This window comes from Salidesulfovibrio brasiliensis JCM 12178 (assembly GCF_001311825.1).
GTDB lineage: Bacteria > Desulfobacterota > Desulfovibrionia > Desulfovibrionales > Desulfovibrionaceae > Pseudodesulfovibrio > Pseudodesulfovibrio brasiliensis.
In genome coordinates this window covers 1-15,313 of sequence record NZ_BBCB01000008.1, presented here as the reverse complement: position 1 = coordinate 15,313, position 15,313 = coordinate 1, and the positions used below count along the sequence as shown (strand labels likewise).

Below are 15,313 nucleotides of genomic sequence, written 5' to 3'. Positions count from 1 at the left end.
GGACAGGGGGACGGCATGTTGAAATCGGCACGGGAAGTGTTCATGGATTACCTCCGTGAGCGCGACATGAACCTGACTCCGCAGCGCGCCCTGATCGTGGAGGCGTTTCTGGCCGAGGAAGGGCACTTCACTTCGGAACAGCTTTACATCAAGGCCCGCAAGGCCGATCCGTCCATCGGGCAGGCCACTGTCTATCGCACGCTCAAGCTGCTGGTGGATTCCGGACTGGCCGAGACCTTCGACATTGGCGAAGGCGTTGCCCTTTATGAACACGGCTACGGCCACGCCCATCACGACCACCTCATCTGCACCAAGTGCGGGCGCAAGGTCGAGATAGTGGACGAGGTCATCGAGCGGCGGCAGGAGGATCTGGCCGAGGAGCAGGGCTTCACCCTGACCCGGCACCGCATGCTCCTGTTCGGCACCTGCCCGCAGTGCCTTGAAGGCAAGGAGTCCTGATGGCAGCCAGCACTCCCCAAGTGGTGCATGAGACGCCGAATCGGTTGCGGTTCCGCTGGCGACGACTGCTCAGCCCGGACCTTGCCCCGGATTATCTGGAAGCGTGGTTCGAGGGACTGCCCGGCGTGACCTCCGCGAGAGTGAATCCGCGAGCGTGCAGCATGGTCCTTGAATACAACGGCATCAAGCGTGTTCGTGACCAGATATTCAAGGCAATGCGTGCAGTGCCGGAAAATGCCTTTTGCAGGGCTGAACCTGCGCCGCCCAGACGCCGCCTCATGGACGTCGCTGTGCACGGGGGGCTTGCCGGGGCCATGCCGTTTCTGCCTCCGCAGGCGCAACTGCCCGTGGCAGCGGCGATGGGGGCGCCAGCCATACTTCAGGGAGCGGAAACCCTTTTTCGCGAAGGGCTGAAGGTCCGGGTGCTGGATATGGCCACTGTCGGTTTTTCGCTGCTTCGAGGCGACTATGTGGCGGCATCATCCATCTCGGCCATGATCGTTGTGGGCGAGTATTTGCGCCAAGCGACCGAGGACCGCTCCAACGGGCTGCTCAAAAGCCTCATGGCCGCGCCGGTGGGTGCGGTCTGGGTGGAGCGTGACGGTGAGGAGCGGGCCATGGAGTATGACGAAGTCCGGCCCGGCGATCTGGTGCACGTTGGAGCAGGAGAGTTGATCTCCGTGGACGGCGAGGTCTTTGACGGAGAAGCATGGTGGATCGAAGCTCCATAACCGGCGAGTTCGATCCGCGCCACGTGGAGCCCGGAGAGCAGGTCACGTCGGGGTCGTGCGTCACCGAGGGACGGCTGCGTGTTCTGGCCCGGCGGACCGGACAGGATACGGTCATGGCCCGTATCGCGGGGTTCATGGAGTCCGTGCTGAACGAGAAGTCCGAGCCGGAACGCAAGAGCGACCGGCTGGCGGACATGCTGGCACCCATCACCCTTGCCATGGGCGGCGCTCTGTATGCCGCCACAGGGGATGCGGCCCGTGCGCTTTCCGTCCTCGCCGTTGACTACGCCTGTGCGGTCAAGCTTCCGGCGCCCGTGGTGGTCAAGGCCTCCATGTACGCCGCGGCAAAGCAGGGCGTGCTGGTCAAGAGCGGCTCCGGGTTGGACGCCTTCGCAGAGGTGGATACGCTGGTCTTCGACAAGACCGGGACCCTGACAACCGGAACGCTGACCGTGGGCGAAGTCTTTCCATGCCCCGACATGGAATCGGATGAACTCCTTCGGTTGGCCGCTTCCGTGGAGGATCGCTACGGTCATCCGGTCGGGCGCGCCATCGTGCGCGAAGCCTCCCGGCGCGGACTGCGGCAGGTCCCGGTGCGCGAAGTGGACTTCAGCGTGGCCCACGGCGTGAGCGCGCTGCTGGGCGGTGAGCGTGTGCGGGTCGGAAGCCATCACTATATCGCCGAGGATTGCGGCGTGGACTGCTCCGCGCTGGCTGAAACCGCCCAGTCGCTTCGCGCCGGCGGGACGAGTCTGGTGTATGTCTCCTCCGGTGAACGGCTGCTTGGCGTCATTTCGCTTCGTGAGACGGTTCGGGAGGAGGCCGAAGGCGTCATCGGCGCGCTCCGGGAACGCGGTGTGAAACGGGTGGTGGTCCTGACCGGCGATCATCCCGAGACCGCCGCGCATCTGCTCGGGCGGCTGCAGGGTGTTGACGAGGTCCGCGCCGGATTGATGCCCGAGGACAAGGCCGGGGTCGTGCATGATCTCAAAAGGGGCGGTTCCCGCGTGGCCGTGGTCGGTGACGGCATCAACGACGCGCCAGCATTCGTGGCCGCAGACGTGGGCGTGTGCATGTCCACGGGGACCGGGCTGGCCCGGGAGTCCGCCCAGATCGTGCTTATGCGCGACGGGCTGGAAGGGTTGGTGCAGGTGCGGCGCATCGCACAGCGGGCCGGGCAGGTGCTCGGAAACTGCTTCCGCACGGGCGTGACCGTGAATACCGGTCTGCTGCTCGCTGCCGGGGCAGGGATGCTGACGCCCACCAGCGCGGCGGCCATTCATAATCTGACCACCTTTACCATTCTGGGCGGTGCAGCCCTCGCCACCAAGGACGCGGCCTGATTTTCTGCAAGCATGAAAGGAGAAGGGCCCGGCGCATATGTGCCGGGCCCTTCTTTTCTGTTGGGGATGGTATGCCCTATTCGGTCACTTTTTCGGCTGGTGCCGGAGTGGCCTTGGCTTCCTTTATCATCCCCTTCAGCTCCTTGCCTGCCGACTGATACTTCGTTTTCACCCAGTCGGAGACCTTCATGCCGCCCCGGATGGCGCCCACGGCCACCGGGCGAAGAGCGCCGGTCTTGTACAGGCCGTAGGCGGCTGCTCCCGCAAGGGCGATGCCGGCCGTGGCGGCGGTGGTGCTGCGCAGGTAGAGACTCATGTCGATCCTCCTTGGTTTCTGCTTTTTCCCTAGTCTATGACGCTGGCGCGAAAAAGCTGCAAACCGTGAAAACGGCTATCATTCATGCAGGCTAGTGGCTGTCGTTTTTTGGCCGCCTGCGCTCGTTCGGGACCTCGAAGACCATGGTGGCCGTGCGCTTTTCGAGCAGGCAGTCGTCCCGGAATTGTTCAGACGGGGGTGTCTTGGAGTAGAAGCGCACGAACCAGCGTCCGGTGTGCTCCACCGGCATCGTGATGACCCCGTCCGTCACGGCGGTCCGAGGGTGGTACATGTCTTCGGCTTCGGTGGAGAAACCGTTGTAGGTCGCGTCCCAGAAGCCTTCTCCCTCAAAGGGTTTACCGTCCTTGTAGACCCGCATCTTCAGCACTTCGCCCTTCTTCACCGTTGCCGGGTCGCGTTGAGGCACCAACTCCAGCGGCAGGCCAACGTGGGCCGGGAAGTCGGGCGAGGGCGTTTCGCAGACAACGTAGGTCTTGGTCCACTGGCTGCTGCGCAGGCTTGATTCAATGGACTTGGCCCTGTCCCTCAGCGCGCTCATGGGCTTGATGGCGTGCCGCTTGCGGTCCTTTTTGTCAGTCCACATGGTGAAGAATCCGGGCGTGGTTTCGGCGGTCAGCACGTAGGTGCCGGGCATGGAGTAGTCCACGAGGTAGGAGTGCAGGGACTTCTCGTCGCGCAGGGTAATGTCTTTGGACTGCCCTAGCGGGTCCATGACCCTCACGGAGGCGAGTTTCTTTCTTCGCACCGCATCATCCACCGGAATGTGATGGCCGTAGCAGAAGAATAGTGGGGACTGTTTGCCTTCCGAGACCAGATAGCGGCCGGACTGGATGTACAGCGAGTGGGCCGAAGCCTGTGCCGGGAACAGCACGAGGGCGATCAGCAACGGGGCGATTCGACGAAGCATTGCGTTCATATCCTTTGTGTTGAAGGTGAGTGGTCAACTGGACGGAGAGAAGTCCCGCCAGTTTTCTTGCGAAGCGTGGCAACGGGCGCAGTCGCATCCTTTGGCGCAGTCGTGGCAGATGCCGTGCAGCTCCACGCAGCAGTGGTACACGCGGAAGCCTTCCTGCCGGGCCGCCTCGCGCTGCACGCAGTCGAGATACGGGTTGTCCAGCGGGATGCGCTTGCCGCAGCGTTCACAGATGAGATGGCTGTCATGCCCGCGCACGCATTCGTAGCGGGTGACGCCGTCCGTCAGGCGGACGCAGCGGGCAATCCCGGCGTTCTGCAAGTGTTTCAGCGAGCGGTACACGGTTGAGAGGCTGATGGATTCGTCCATGCTGTGCCCCTCCTGAAAGAGCTCTTCGGACGTGACCGGCCTGTCGAGGGTCATGAACACGTTGAGAATGAGCTTGCGCTGGGAGGTCAGCTTCAGGCCGTTGGATGTCAGGTACGTTTTGAAAATGTCTCTGGGGTCTTTCATTGTAATTCAGTCTGTTTTCGGTTGTTGACGCCTGTTTTCAGCAGGATTCTGACGGGGCTGAGGCCCCCTTGCAGCCCTTGTTGACTTTCGCTGTCACTTCCGGGGTCGGAAAACAGTGTTTTTTGAACGATATTGACACTCGTTTTCAAGTTTTGCTTTTCGTTGACTCCCCGTGTGACGGGGTTTATCTCTGATAGCGAAATTCATTTTCATTTGCAACTGGATGTTGCAAGTGACCCGGAGGATCCATGAAGACAGACAGAACACTTGAAGCCATGTCCAGCGGCGAGACCGCATTGGTGCTGGCCGTGCAGGGCGGTTTGAAGGTCAGGGCGCGCCTTGAGTCGCTGGGTATCATGCCCGGCGTTCAGGTGGACGTGCTGAACAACGGCAGGGGGCCGCTGATCATCTCTCTCGGTGAGGGCAGGCTCATGCTGGAACGGGGCGTGGCCGGAAAGGTTCTGGTGGCCTAGCCGCCCGGGGCGCTGCCGCCCGAACGGTAATCATTAAGGAAGGGATAAGGATATGACTTTGGATGAAATGGGTCCGGGCGCTTCATGCGTCATGCGCGACCTCAGGGCCACAGGGCGCTCGGCCAGCGACTGATGGATCTCGGGTTTTACCCCGGGGCGACGATACGGGTGGTGCGCAACGCGCCGCTCGTGGACCCTGTTGAGCTCGAACTCGACGGCTACCATGTCAGCATCCGCCACGAGGAGGCGAAACACGTGGAGGTCGAGGCGGCATGAGCGGCAACAATCTTTTGGTGGCGCTTTCCGGTCAGCCCAACTGCGGAAAGTCCACCGTCTTCAACATGCTCACCGGGGCCAGGCAGCACGTTGCCAACTATCCCGGCGTGACCGTTGAAAAAAAGACCGGTCATTACAGGAAAGGCCAGACGCGCGTCGAGCTCGTCGACCTGCCCGGAACGTACAGCCTGACCTCCTATTCGCTGGAAGAGCGGGTGGCGAGGGATTTCCTGCTGCACGACGGCCCCGGCGCGGTCATCGACGTGGTGGACGCCTCAAACCTGAAGCGCAACCTGTACCTGACGCTTCAGCTTCTTGAAATGGAAATACCCATGGTGCTCAACCTGAACATGATGGACGTGGCCAAGCGCCGCGGCATTACCATCAATCAGGAAGGGCTGGCCGAGCGCCTCGGCGTGGCCGTGGTGCCGACCGTGGGCAAGCAGAACGTGGGCGGCGACGCGCTTAAGGAAACCATCTTCGACCTCGCCTCCCGCGAGGCGCGCCCGGGCTTTCACATCGACTACGGTCCGATGGAGCCCATGCTCGAAGAGCTCTCGGCCGCGCTTGCCGAAGACCAGCGGCTGGCCGCCACGTATCCGGCCCGATGGATGGCGGTGAAGCTGATGGAAGACGATGCCGAGGCCAATGTGCTGCTCAAGCGCAGTCATTACGACGCGCCCGGCGTGCTGAAGCTCGTGGAAAAGCTGCGCGGGCAGTTTCAGGAGGAAGCCGGGCTTGCGGCCGAACGGCATGTCGCTTTTGCGCGGCACCGTGTCTGCGCGGAGATCGCCCGTGAGTTCGTCAAGCATCCCGAGGAGAAGTGCAAGACCCTCTCGGACCGGGCAGACAGGTATGTCTGCAACCGGTTCATCGGCCGCTGATCCTGATCGGCATCCTCTTCGTGCTCTATGAGGTGTCCATCGTTTTCGGGAACTGGCTCGCGCTCAAGGCGTGGCCCATCTGGGGCAGCCTTGAGAGCTTTACCGCCAACGTGCTGCCTCAGGCCGGGTTTCTTGAGGACCCGCTCCTGCGCTCGCTTGGAATATGGACGGTCAAGAGCGTCACCGCGATCCTCAACTACCTGCCCATTTTCTTTCTGCTGTTCTCGCTGATCGCGATTCTGGAGGACAGCGGGTACATGCCGCGCATGGCCTTCATTCTGGACAGGCTGTTCCGGCGTTTCGGCCTGCACGGGCAGTCCACGCTGCCGCTCATTCTTGGTGGCGTGTACGTTGGCGGCTGCGCCATCCCGGCGGTCATGGCCACCAAGGCGATTCCGGACGAACGGGCGCGGCTGGCGACCATCCTGATCGCGCCCATGATGAACTGCCTCGCAAAAGTGCCCCTCTACCTGTTGCTCATTGGTGCCTACTTTGCGGAACAGGCGGGCATGGCCATGTTCTTCATTGCCACGGTCACGCTGTTCATGGCCCTTCCGGTGGCCAAGGCGCTCACGCTGACCGTGTTGAAGAAGTGCGACAGGGCCCCGTTCATCATGGAGATGCCGCCGTACCACCTGCCTACGGTACAAGGCGTTTTGCGCCGCGCCGTGGAGCGTGTCTGGCTCTTCGTCAAGAAGATCGTCACCGTGGTCGTGGCCGTGGCCGTGGTTGTCTTTGTGCTCATCAACTTCCCCGGGCTGTCCGAGGAGCGCATGAAGCATTACGAGACCCGCCGCGACGCGGAAATCACGAAGTTCATGAAGGCCGTGGAAAAGACGGAGTATCGTGGCGAGATCCTGCCTGCTGACATCACGCCGATGATTCTCTTCGGCGAGGCGCTCAAGGACGCCAAGCGCGGCGTGAGCGATCAGGCTGCGGCAAGCGCCATAAACGACGAGTTTCAAGCTGCCAATCCCCTGTATTACGCAGTTGTCAAGCGCAAGGGGGCAGATGGTCGCAAGCTCAATCGTGCCCTGAAAACGGTCATTCGGAGCCGCAAGGCGCTGCGCCGAGACATTCGTTCCGAGCGTTTCGAGAACAGTTTCCTCGGCATGGCAGGGCGGGCGCTGGAGCCGGTGACGCAGTTCGCCGGGTTCAACTGGCGTATCAACATCGCGCTGCTCTCGGCCTTTGCGGCCAAGGAAAACAGCGCGGCCACGCTGGGCGCCATCTACGGCATCGACGGCGACGAAGCCTCGGTGCAGGAGAGCATGAAGGCGGGCGAGGTCGGTTTTACGCCGCTTCACGCGCTGGCATTGATGCTCTTCATGGCCCTGTATCCGCCGTGCGTGCCCACGTCCATCATGGTGCGGATGCAGTCCAACTCGACAAAGTGGATGCTTTTCTCCATCGGCTACCAGACCCTTCTGGGCCTTGGCGTGGCCTCGCTGGTCTTCACCGGCGGAACCCTTCTGGGCCTGTCGGGCTTCCAGACCATGTGGGTCTTCTACGGCCTGTGCGTTACCGCAACGGTGGTCATGGCGTTGATCCCGGAGAGGAGCATTTGTGATGAGGGAGAAGAATTAACGAAAGCGGGCAGCACCAGCTGTCCTGAAGGAGCGTAAGATGAAAAGACTGATGCTGATGATGACGCTGGCCGCAATGCTTGCCTTCGCCGGACAGGCCTTTGCCCACACCCCGCTGTGCGACTGCTTTGATAATGGCGACGGTACCGTGACCTGCGAAGGCGGTTTCTCGGACGGCTCCTCGGCCTCCGGTGTCAAGATGAGCGTCAAGGACGGCGGCGGCAAAGTGCTGCTGGACGGCAAGATGAGTGAATTCAGCGAGTTCACCTTCGACAAGCCCGAAGGCGAGTACAACGTCTACTTCGACGCCGGTGAAGGCCACATTGTGGAAGTCAAGGGCGCCGACATCGTCGAATAAGTGATTCACCGCCGTGCGGCGCGTTGCCGTGCGGCGGTTTTTAAAACCATGTAGATGAAATCGATTGTCAAATTCAAAAAGGAGAATCAGATGAAAAAAGGACTTATCGCCGCATTTTGCCTTCTGGCCGTCATGGCCATGGCGCTGCCTGCATCCGCGCATTTCATGATGCTGTACACCCCCGAGATCGCCAAGGAAAAGGGTGGCGAGATGGATTTCCGCATCGTCTTCACCCACCCGGCTGAAGCGGGCCACACCATGGACATCGGCGGTGTGCAGGAGTTTTACGCCCTGTACCAGCGCGGCGAGAACAAGGCCAAGAAGATCGACCTGAAAAACTACCTCAAGGAGATCGATTGGAGCAACCCGCACTCCAAGGGCAAGGGCTATGAAGCCATGATCCCCAAGAAAGACGTCCGCTCCATGGGCGACTACACCTTCGTGTTCAAGCCCGGCTACTACTTTGAAAAGGAAGAGGGCATCTATATGCAGCAGATCACCAAGCTCGTTGCCAACGTGGGCGGCATCCCCGGAAACTGGGCCGAACCCGCAGGCCTGCCTTGCGAAATCGTTCCGCTTATCAAGCCTTACGGCCTGTGGACCGGCAACGTGTTCAAGGGTCGCGTGCTCTCGAAGGGCAAGCCCGTGGCAAACGCAGAAGTGGAAGTGGAATTCCTCAGCCACATGCCGGACATGAAGGCCAACGCCATGCATGAGAAGTCCTCCGTCGAGTACCCGCATGACGCCTTCGTGACCCAGACCATCTTCTCCGACGCGCAGGGCTACATCACCTTCGGCATTCCCAAGGCCGGTTGGTGGGGCTTTGCCGCTCTCGGTGTGGGACCGGACACGGAATACAAGGGCAAGGAGCTCTCTCAGGACGCCGTTCTGTGGGTCAAAGCCGTTGACATGAAATAGCAAAGGGTTCCGTAATCAGGCGCGGCGGGCCTTATTCGGTGCCCGCCGCGCCGTTTCGGAAAAGGATACTCAGGCATGGCTACTAACGACGGGCGGTTGGTTTTGGACGACATTTGCGAATTTCAGATCATCGACGCCGTCCAGATGACGGTTCACCAGTTTGCCGAGTCACTCAGCAACGTCATTGATGCCAAGGACCACTGCACGCGGTCCCATTCCGAGGAGGTGGCCGTGGTGTCCCAGTGCCTCGGCATCAAGCTGGGGCTCTCTTCCAGACAGGCTGATATTCTACATGTTGCGGGGCATCTGCACGACATCGGAAAAATCGGCGTTCCTGACGCCATCCTCAAGAAGCGCGGACCGCTCACGCGCTCGGAGTTCAAGATAATACAGCGTCATCCGGTCATCGGGGCCGAGATCATCGCTCCGGTGACGAGCTTTGCCGGAAACAACGGCATCGTGAAGATGATCCTGCATCATCATGAGCGATTTGACGGCGGCGGGTATCCGCACGGCCTCTCCGGCCACGACATCCCCCTTGGCGCGCGCATCATCTGCGTGGCCGACAGCCTCTCCGCCATGCTTCAGAACAGGCCCTACCGCAAGGCCATGACCTTTGACGAAGCCGCGCGGGAACTGGAGAGGAACGCAGGAACACAGTTTGATCCTCTGGTTGTCGCAGCCTTCCTTGAGGCACGCGATTCCATCAGGGGCTACCTCCAATCCATGCGGGAAGTCGGCGCGGCCTAACGACACATTCAACTTCGACTTGTCCCTACGGGGCTCATCCGCCCATGGAACAGAGGGCTTCGACCGTTGTCGAAGTCCTCTGTCTTTTTTGAGCCCAATGGTTCTTTTTTGGATGTACCAACCAAAATAATGGAAATAAGGATTCTATTCGAGTATGGATTACTATTAAGTGTACGATATCGGCTGGAGGGGGGCATGAACGCAATGAAGCCTGAAGCGCATGCTGCGCAATGGGAAACCTACAGATTGATCGTCGAGAGCGCCCGCGAGGGCATCGCGATCCTTCAAAATGGTCGCGTGCGCTTCTTCAACCCCGCCCTGTCCGGTCTGCTCGGCTACGAGGACGGCGAGATGCGTTCTCTGGATATTGCTCGCTTCATCCACCCTGAAGATCTCGATAAAATACAAAAGATACATACAGCTCGCCTTGCTGGCGAAGCGGCCCCGGAACGTGTCGAGTTTCGGGTAAGAAACGCCGCAGGGGAAACGTTGATTGTCGAGATGTCCTGCGTGCTGGTTGAATGGGAAGGGCAGCCTGCAACCCTGAATTTCCTTACCGATGTGACCGACAGGCGAGGTGCCGAGCAAGCCCTTGAGCAGAGTACGCTCAGAATCCGGGGCATGTTCGACAACGTCCCCATCGGCATGTTCGAGTCCACGCCCGAAGGCAAGCTGCTATACGTCAACGTGGCTCTGGCCCGGATGCTCAAGTACGACTCCCCGGAAAGCATGATCGCCGAGGTGAACAAGTCCTCGATTCAGGAGGTCTTGTATCTTGATCCGTCCCAGCGGACAGAGATTCTTGAGCAGGTGGAACCGGACGGTCTGCGCTGGAAGGTCTTCGAGAATCGATATCGCTGTCAGGACGGAAGCGAGATCGATGCCCTGCTGACGTTTTCGATTTTTGAACAGAAGGATTGTGACGACTGCTATCTCTGCGGTTTCGTGGAAGACGTTACCGAGCAGAGGCGGGCGGCCGAACTCCTTAAGGAGAGCGAGAGACGGTATCGCCTCATTGCGGACAGCATGTCCGACTTCATCTGGACCATGGACTCGCAGATGAACTTCACCTTCTTCTCCCCGTCCGTGGAGCGCGTTCTGGGGTACACGCCCGCAGAGTTGCTCGGAAAGGGATGGAGGGAGCTTGTCGTACCCGAACATCACGAGATGGTGCGTGCCGCACTGCGTTCATTTGCTCATGAAGAGCAGAGCGTGTTGAGCAGGGAAATGAAGGTAAGGAGAAAGGATGGCTCCATCCTGTGGGTGGAGTGCAGCGCGTCGCTGATGGACGAGGACGGTGCAACGGTCATTGTCGGGACGACGCGGGACGTGTCGGCCAGAAAGCGTGCCGAGGAAGCCGTTTCCAAAAAGGTGCTTGCCCTGACGCGTCCTTTGAGCGACGAGGCCCGGCTGGATGTTGAAGAGCTTTTCAACATTGAAGAGCTCCAGCAGTTGCAGGATGACTTCGCCGCAGCGATGGGAATCACGTCATTCATCATCAAGCCGGACGGATCGCTCGTAACCACTCCGAGCAATGTGTCGAGTTTTTGCGGTGATATTATGTTCGGCTGCGATGAGGGAGCTGCGAAGTGCAATGCCTCAACGCTCGCGGCGGCCAGAGATTTGGAGTCGGAAAAGAAAGTGTGGACCTGCCGTCATGCCGGGCTTTTTGGCGCTGCGTCGCCCATAATGGTCGGGGGGCGGCATATCGCCACATGGATGGTCGGGCAGGTGCGGGACGAGAATGTGGATGAAGATGCGGCAATGGCCTATGCCGAATCGATCGGGTGCGATGTCGCTGCTGCCCGCAGAGCCTTTCACGAGTTGCCTTTGATGTCCCGCCGGCAGTTCGATGCCGTGGCCGAGGCCGTAAAGACGTTTGCCGCGCAGATTTCAGCCATGGCCTATCAGAACGTCCAGCAGGCGCGCTTCATTGCCGATACGCAGCGGGCACATCAGGCCATGCGCGAGAGCGAGGGCAAGTTCGAGACCGTTTTCCGCCTCGCTCCGGCCGTCATGACGCTTTCGGAATATGAAAGCGGGCGGATCGTGGATGTGAACGACAGGTTCGAGCTGCTCACGGGGCAGGCAAAAAGTGAACTCATAGGCAAGACTCCTGAAGACATTGGATGGATGACCGAGGCCCAGCGTGCAAGAATTCTTGATGAAATCGAGCACGGCGGGAAGAGTGGGCCGTTCCGTCTGCCGATTGAGAACGCAAGCGGCGCAAGCGTCGATATGATCTACAGCGGGGAACTGGTTCATATTGGCGAGAACAGCTTCCTCGTATCCATTCTCGAGGATATTTCCGAATACGCCAGAGCCGAGGCGGAACTCAAGGAGAGCAAGGACCGGTACAGACTGCTCTTCAACAGCGGCACAGACGCGATTTTTGTGCACCCGCTCAGTAGCGAGGGGTTCCAGAAGTTCAGTGACGTCAACGACGTGGCGTGTAAACGGCTGGGCTATACCTGCGACGAACTGTTGAGCATGGGGCCCATGGACATCAATACCGAAGGTGGAAGGGAAAACGCGCGCATTGCCCTTCGCGACCTGTTGAGCAAGGGCTCCAGCCTTGTCGAGGTGGAGCATGTGACAAAGGATGGCAAGGTTATTCCCGTGGAAGTTTCCAGCCGGACCTTTGAGAACCGGGGCCGAACGTTTGTTCTGAGCGTGGCCCGTGATATCTCCCAGCGCAAGGCGGCCGAGGCCGAGCGTCAGCGACTCTCGCAGGATTACAGGGAACTCTTCCGGCAGATGCTTGAAGGCGTCGCCATCCATGAGCTCATCACCGATGATCAGGGACGACCTGTGGATTACAGGTTCATTGCGGTGAATCCGTCTTTCGAGGATTTTCTTCACATGTCGGCCGAGGACATCATCGGCAAAACCGTGCTGGAGCTCCTGCCCGGTACCGAGCAGAATTGGATCGAACGCTACGGGCGGGTCGTGAAGACCGGTGAGCCGGATTCCTTTGACAGCTACTCCAGAGAGCTGGACAGCCATTTCCTCGTCACCGCGTTCCGTAACGCGCCGGGACAGTTCGCCACCATCGTCACCGACGTCACCGAGCAGAAACGCTACGAGACGGCCTTGGTGGAGGCCCGGCGCGAGGCGGAAACGGCCAGTCGGGTGAAGTCGGATTTCCTTGCGAACATGAGTCATGAGATTCGCACCCCGCTCAACGGCATTCTCGGAATGCTGCAGCTCATGGAGGCAACCGGGTTGGACAGCGACCAGCGGGAACTCGTGGATGCGGCCATCCAGTCCTCGCGTCGTCTCACTACCCTGCTGTGTGACATTCTGGACCACTCCCGCATTGAGGCGGGAAGCCTCTGTCTGGATGAGAAGCCCTCCAGTCTGCATGATATTTTCAGTCACCTGCAAGGGCTTTACCGGGGAGCGGCCAAGCAGAAGGACATATCGCTCGGGTTCGCCATTGCCGAAGACGTGCCCGGACGAGTGGTGTTCGATCCGAACCGGGTCCGCCAGCTTGTCGGCAATCTTGTGGGCAATGCGGTCAAGTATACGTTCGAGGGCCGGGTGGACGTGTCTGCTTCAGTGAAGTCGGAGGAAACCGGCGAAAAGCGGCTACACATAAGGGTCAGCGACACCGGTATTGGTATTCCCGGAGAAGATATCGAGCATATTTTTGCTCCGTTTTCGCAGGTCAGCGGCGGGTATACGCGCCAGTTCGAAGGTGCCGGACTCGGCCTGACCATTTGCAAGGAACTTGCGGAGATGATGGGCGGTAACATCGAGGTCGAAAGCGAGCCCGGCAAGGGCACCAGTTTCGACTTCCATCTGCCGCTCAAGGTTGCTGCTGAAGAACAGGAGCCGGTAGAGAGCGTCTGCCCTCTGGTTGAGGTCAATCCGGACGGCAAGCGGGTGCTTGTTGCCGAGGACGATGAAGTGAACCTGTTCGCCATCCGCAGGATTCTGACCCATGTTGGTTACGAAGTCCTCACGGCTGAAAACGGGCGCGAGGTTTTGGGAGCCCTCAAGAATGCCCCGGTGGATTTGATTCTCATGGATATCCAGATGCCGGTGATGGATGGTCTTGCCGCCACCATCGCCATACGGGAGGGCAAGGCTGGCGAGGACCGAAAGGCGACCCCAATCATCGCCCTGACCGCCTATGCCTTGCCTGAAGACGAAGCCATGATGCTTGAATCGGGTATGGACGCCTATCTGTCCAAGCCCGTGGAGCGCATCAGGCTGCTGAACGCCGTGGCCGAAGTCTTTGGTGAGGAACAAGCCTTACAATAGCTAAGCGAAAACAGGGGAGCGTGTCGGCATGGCCTACCTGCAACTCGTCTACGCAAGCGCGGCGAGTGTGAATTTCAGCGACGAGGAGCTTCGTGATCTCCTCGCAATAAGCCGGGAAAACAATGCCAAAGAAGGGGTTACGGGTGTGCTCCTCTTTATGGAAGGCTCCTTCCTTCAGGTGCTTGAAGGAGCGAGGAGCGCCGTAGAGGAGTTGTACGAACGCATCTCCCTCGACCAACGGCACGGCAAGGTGGTGCTTTTACTGAGGCGCTTCGTGGATGAACGAGCCTTCGGGGACTGGGCCATGGGGTATGTCAATGCCGGAAGAAAGCGGCGCGAGCTCGAAGGCTTTTTTGATCTTGTGCAGTCAGGCAGCCGATTCTCCGATCTGGAGGGCGACAACGAACGGGTGAAGCAGCTTCTTTCCGGCTTCAAGCAAGGCAAGTGGCGGCGAACGATTGATTGATTTGTGCCTTTCCGGAGGCTGGGCGCAGGCCAGAGAGTTCTTACGTCATACACAAGTGGAATTTCCACACGAAAAGCGGATCTTCGAAGATGGTCCGCTTTCTCTTTTGTAACAGCCGGAGATGCAGGAATGACAACGGTTCTTGATTGATTGACCAATCAAAATAAATTTCAACTTTTTTTAAAAAATAAATTATTATAAGCATATGCGAGATTGTGAAATTCTGGACATTTCTGGAGAGTGTGCTATCAAGCCGCCGTGAGCCGAGCAGAGGGGTTCGGTTCAATAATTAGAAAACACCCCAATAAGGATATTTGTCATGAAACAGATTGCACTCGTTCTGGTTCTCATGCTGACTGTTGCCACGGCTGCGGTCTCCGCCGAAAAGGCCGACTATCAGGTGGCAGCCGCCACGCCGTACACAGCAACCACCGTCGCCGATGCTGACGCCTCCGGCGTTGACACCAATGTGGCCCTGAGCGGCCGCGTGGTGCGCGTCATGAGCGACAGCAAGTTCCTCTTCACCGACGGCACCGGCGAACTGGTTGTCCTGACCGACACCAAGCCGCTGATGAACGGCGAAATGAAGGACGCCCAGGTGCAGGTTATCGGCACCATCGCCGAGACCTTCATGGTTACCGAAGTGAAGGCCAAGGCCGTGGTTCTTCGCTAACCGATTCGTATAGCGCACGTAAAAAGGGGAGCCTCGTCGAGGCTCCCCTTTTTTATGGCATCCCGGAATCCGACTCCGGGATGACGGGCTTCCCGCCGAAGCGGGAAGCCCTGCATGAGGTCCGGTATCCTTTGTGGCTGGGATCAACATTGTTGCGGTTCTAAACAGCCGGACCTCTTGCTTTCTTCATGCTATTTCCCGGCGCGTCCGTCGTCGCAGGGTTCGCCTCCGTCCGGGCGGGCGTGCTCGGGCGTATCGACCGTGGTGCAAGCCTCTTCAGCAACTTCTCCGGCTTTCGGCTCATGCGCCTCGGGCGTGAAGTAGTCGGCTGCGGCGAGGTATTGCAGCGTCTGGTAACGTTTGG

At 59.6% G+C, this 15,313-nt stretch carries 14 protein-coding genes and 1 pseudogene; 12 read left to right on the top strand and 3 right to left on the bottom strand.

All coding sequences use genetic code 11. From position 1 onward, the window contains the following. Positions 1-42: 42 nt before the first annotated feature. Positions 43-459, top strand: a complete 417-nt coding sequence (locus JCM12178_RS04360; protein ID WP_245628609.1) for a Fur family transcriptional regulator — start codon at positions 43-45, stop codon at positions 457-459. After that, a pseudogene (locus tag JCM12178_RS04350) lies at positions 459-2,533 on the top strand (heavy metal translocating P-type ATPase). Before JCM12178_RS04360 ends, JCM12178_RS04350 begins: the two are co-directional and overlap by 1 nt. A 76-nt stretch (positions 2,534-2,609) precedes the next feature. Here JCM12178_RS04350 and JCM12178_RS04345 read toward each other — a convergent pair. The 3 genes from JCM12178_RS04345 to JCM12178_RS04335 all read right to left on the bottom strand — a co-directional run bounded on the left by JCM12178_RS04345 (position 2,610) and on the right by JCM12178_RS04335 (position 4,296). Then, a complete protein-coding gene (locus JCM12178_RS04345; protein WP_054649086.1) occupies positions 2,610-2,849 on the bottom strand; it encodes a hypothetical protein in 240 nt (79 codons plus the stop codon). Between the two features lie 91 nt (positions 2,850-2,940). Continuing rightward, on the bottom strand, positions 2,941-3,777 hold the full coding sequence (locus tag JCM12178_RS04340; protein WP_054649084.1) for a DUF4198 domain-containing protein: 837 nt from the start codon (positions 3,775-3,777) through the stop codon (positions 2,941-2,943). Positions 3,778-3,810: 33 nt separating this feature from the next. Next, a complete protein-coding gene (locus JCM12178_RS04335) occupies positions 3,811-4,296 on the bottom strand; it encodes a Fur family transcriptional regulator (protein WP_054649082.1) in 486 nt (161 codons plus the stop codon). A gap of 248 nt (positions 4,297-4,544) precedes the next feature. Between JCM12178_RS04335 and JCM12178_RS04330 the strand changes: the two genes are divergently transcribed. From JCM12178_RS04330 to JCM12178_RS04290, 10 genes are all read left to right on the top strand, one after another. Next, positions 4,545-4,769, top strand: a complete 225-nt coding sequence (locus JCM12178_RS04330; protein WP_054649080.1) for a FeoA family protein — start codon at positions 4,545-4,547, stop codon at positions 4,767-4,769. 84 nt (positions 4,770-4,853) lie between these two features. Beyond that, positions 4,854-5,045, top strand: a complete 192-nt coding sequence (locus tag JCM12178_RS04325; protein ID WP_245628608.1) for a FeoA family protein — start codon at positions 4,854-4,856, stop codon at positions 5,043-5,045. Beyond that, positions 5,042-5,929 carry a FeoB small GTPase domain-containing protein gene (locus tag JCM12178_RS20650; RefSeq protein ID WP_369404456.1) on the top strand — a complete coding sequence of 296 codons (888 nt, stop codon included), beginning with the start codon at positions 5,042-5,044 and terminating at the stop codon, positions 5,927-5,929. The genes JCM12178_RS04325 and JCM12178_RS20650 overlap by 4 nt, the downstream gene beginning before the upstream one ends. Then, positions 5,869-7,554: a nucleoside recognition domain-containing protein gene (locus JCM12178_RS04320; protein ID WP_369404455.1), complete on the top strand. Its 1,686-nt coding sequence runs from the start codon at positions 5,869-5,871 to the stop codon at positions 7,552-7,554. Before JCM12178_RS20650 ends, JCM12178_RS04320 begins: the two co-directional genes overlap by 61 nt. Position 7,555: 1 nt before the next feature. Continuing rightward, positions 7,556-7,873, top strand: coding sequence for a hypothetical protein (locus JCM12178_RS04315; protein WP_054649078.1), 318 nt, complete (start codon positions 7,556-7,558; stop codon positions 7,871-7,873). Between the two features lie 90 nt (positions 7,874-7,963). Further along, positions 7,964-8,791, top strand: a complete 828-nt coding sequence (locus JCM12178_RS04310; protein ID WP_054649076.1) for a DUF4198 domain-containing protein — start codon at positions 7,964-7,966, stop codon at positions 8,789-8,791. A gap of 75 nt (positions 8,792-8,866) precedes the next feature. Beyond that, entirely contained in the window at positions 8,867-9,541 is a 675-nt protein-coding gene (locus JCM12178_RS04305; RefSeq protein WP_054649074.1) for an HD-GYP domain-containing protein, read from the top strand. 195 nt (positions 9,542-9,736) lie between these two features. After that, a complete protein-coding gene (locus JCM12178_RS04300) occupies positions 9,737-13,810 on the top strand; it encodes a PAS domain S-box protein (protein ID WP_054649072.1) in 4,074 nt (1,357 codons plus the stop codon). Positions 13,811-13,838: 28 nt separating this feature from the next. Continuing rightward, the gene (locus JCM12178_RS04295) at positions 13,839-14,276 is read left to right on the top strand and encodes a BLUF domain-containing protein (RefSeq protein WP_054649070.1); all 438 of its coding nucleotides are present in this window, start codon (positions 13,839-13,841) and stop codon (positions 14,274-14,276) included. A gap of 319 nt (positions 14,277-14,595) precedes the next feature. Then, positions 14,596-14,949, top strand: a complete 354-nt coding sequence (locus JCM12178_RS04290) for a NirD/YgiW/YdeI family stress tolerance protein (protein WP_054649068.1) — start codon at positions 14,596-14,598, stop codon at positions 14,947-14,949. Positions 14,950-15,313 lie beyond the last annotated feature (364 nt).

Excerpts from the sequence above, each read along its gene's own strand:
- JCM12178_RS04300 (WP_054649072.1), top strand. The coding sequence starts at position 9,737 with ATGAACGCAATGAAGCCTGAAGCGCATGCTGCGCAATGGGAAACCTAC.
- JCM12178_RS04360 (WP_245628609.1), top strand. The coding sequence starts at position 43 with ATGGATTACCTCCGTGAGCGCGACATGAACCTGACTCCGCAGCGCGCC.
- JCM12178_RS20650 (WP_369404456.1), top strand. The coding sequence starts at position 5,042 with ATGAGCGGCAACAATCTTTTGGTGGCGCTTTCCGGTCAGCCCAACTGC.
- JCM12178_RS04330 (WP_054649080.1), top strand. The coding sequence starts at position 4,545 with ATGAAGACAGACAGAACACTTGAAGCCATGTCCAGCGGCGAGACCGCA.
- JCM12178_RS04315 (WP_054649078.1), top strand. The coding sequence starts at position 7,556 with ATGAAAAGACTGATGCTGATGATGACGCTGGCCGCAATGCTTGCCTTC.
- JCM12178_RS04295 (WP_054649070.1), top strand. The coding sequence starts at position 13,839 with ATGGCCTACCTGCAACTCGTCTACGCAAGCGCGGCGAGTGTGAATTTC.
- JCM12178_RS04325 (WP_245628608.1), top strand. The coding sequence starts at position 4,854 with ATGCGTCATGCGCGACCTCAGGGCCACAGGGCGCTCGGCCAGCGACTG.
- JCM12178_RS04335 (WP_054649082.1), bottom strand. The coding sequence starts at position 4,296 with ATGAAAGACCCCAGAGACATTTTCAAAACGTACCTGACATCCAACGGC.
- JCM12178_RS04310 (WP_054649076.1), top strand. The coding sequence starts at position 7,964 with ATGAAAAAAGGACTTATCGCCGCATTTTGCCTTCTGGCCGTCATGGCC.
- JCM12178_RS04305 (WP_054649074.1), top strand. The coding sequence starts at position 8,867 with ATGGCTACTAACGACGGGCGGTTGGTTTTGGACGACATTTGCGAATTT.
- JCM12178_RS04290 (WP_054649068.1), top strand. The coding sequence starts at position 14,596 with ATGAAACAGATTGCACTCGTTCTGGTTCTCATGCTGACTGTTGCCACG.
- JCM12178_RS04345 (WP_054649086.1), bottom strand. The coding sequence starts at position 2,849 with ATGAGTCTCTACCTGCGCAGCACCACCGCCGCCACGGCCGGCATCGCC.
- JCM12178_RS04340 (WP_054649084.1), bottom strand. The coding sequence starts at position 3,777 with ATGCTTCGTCGAATCGCCCCGTTGCTGATCGCCCTCGTGCTGTTCCCG.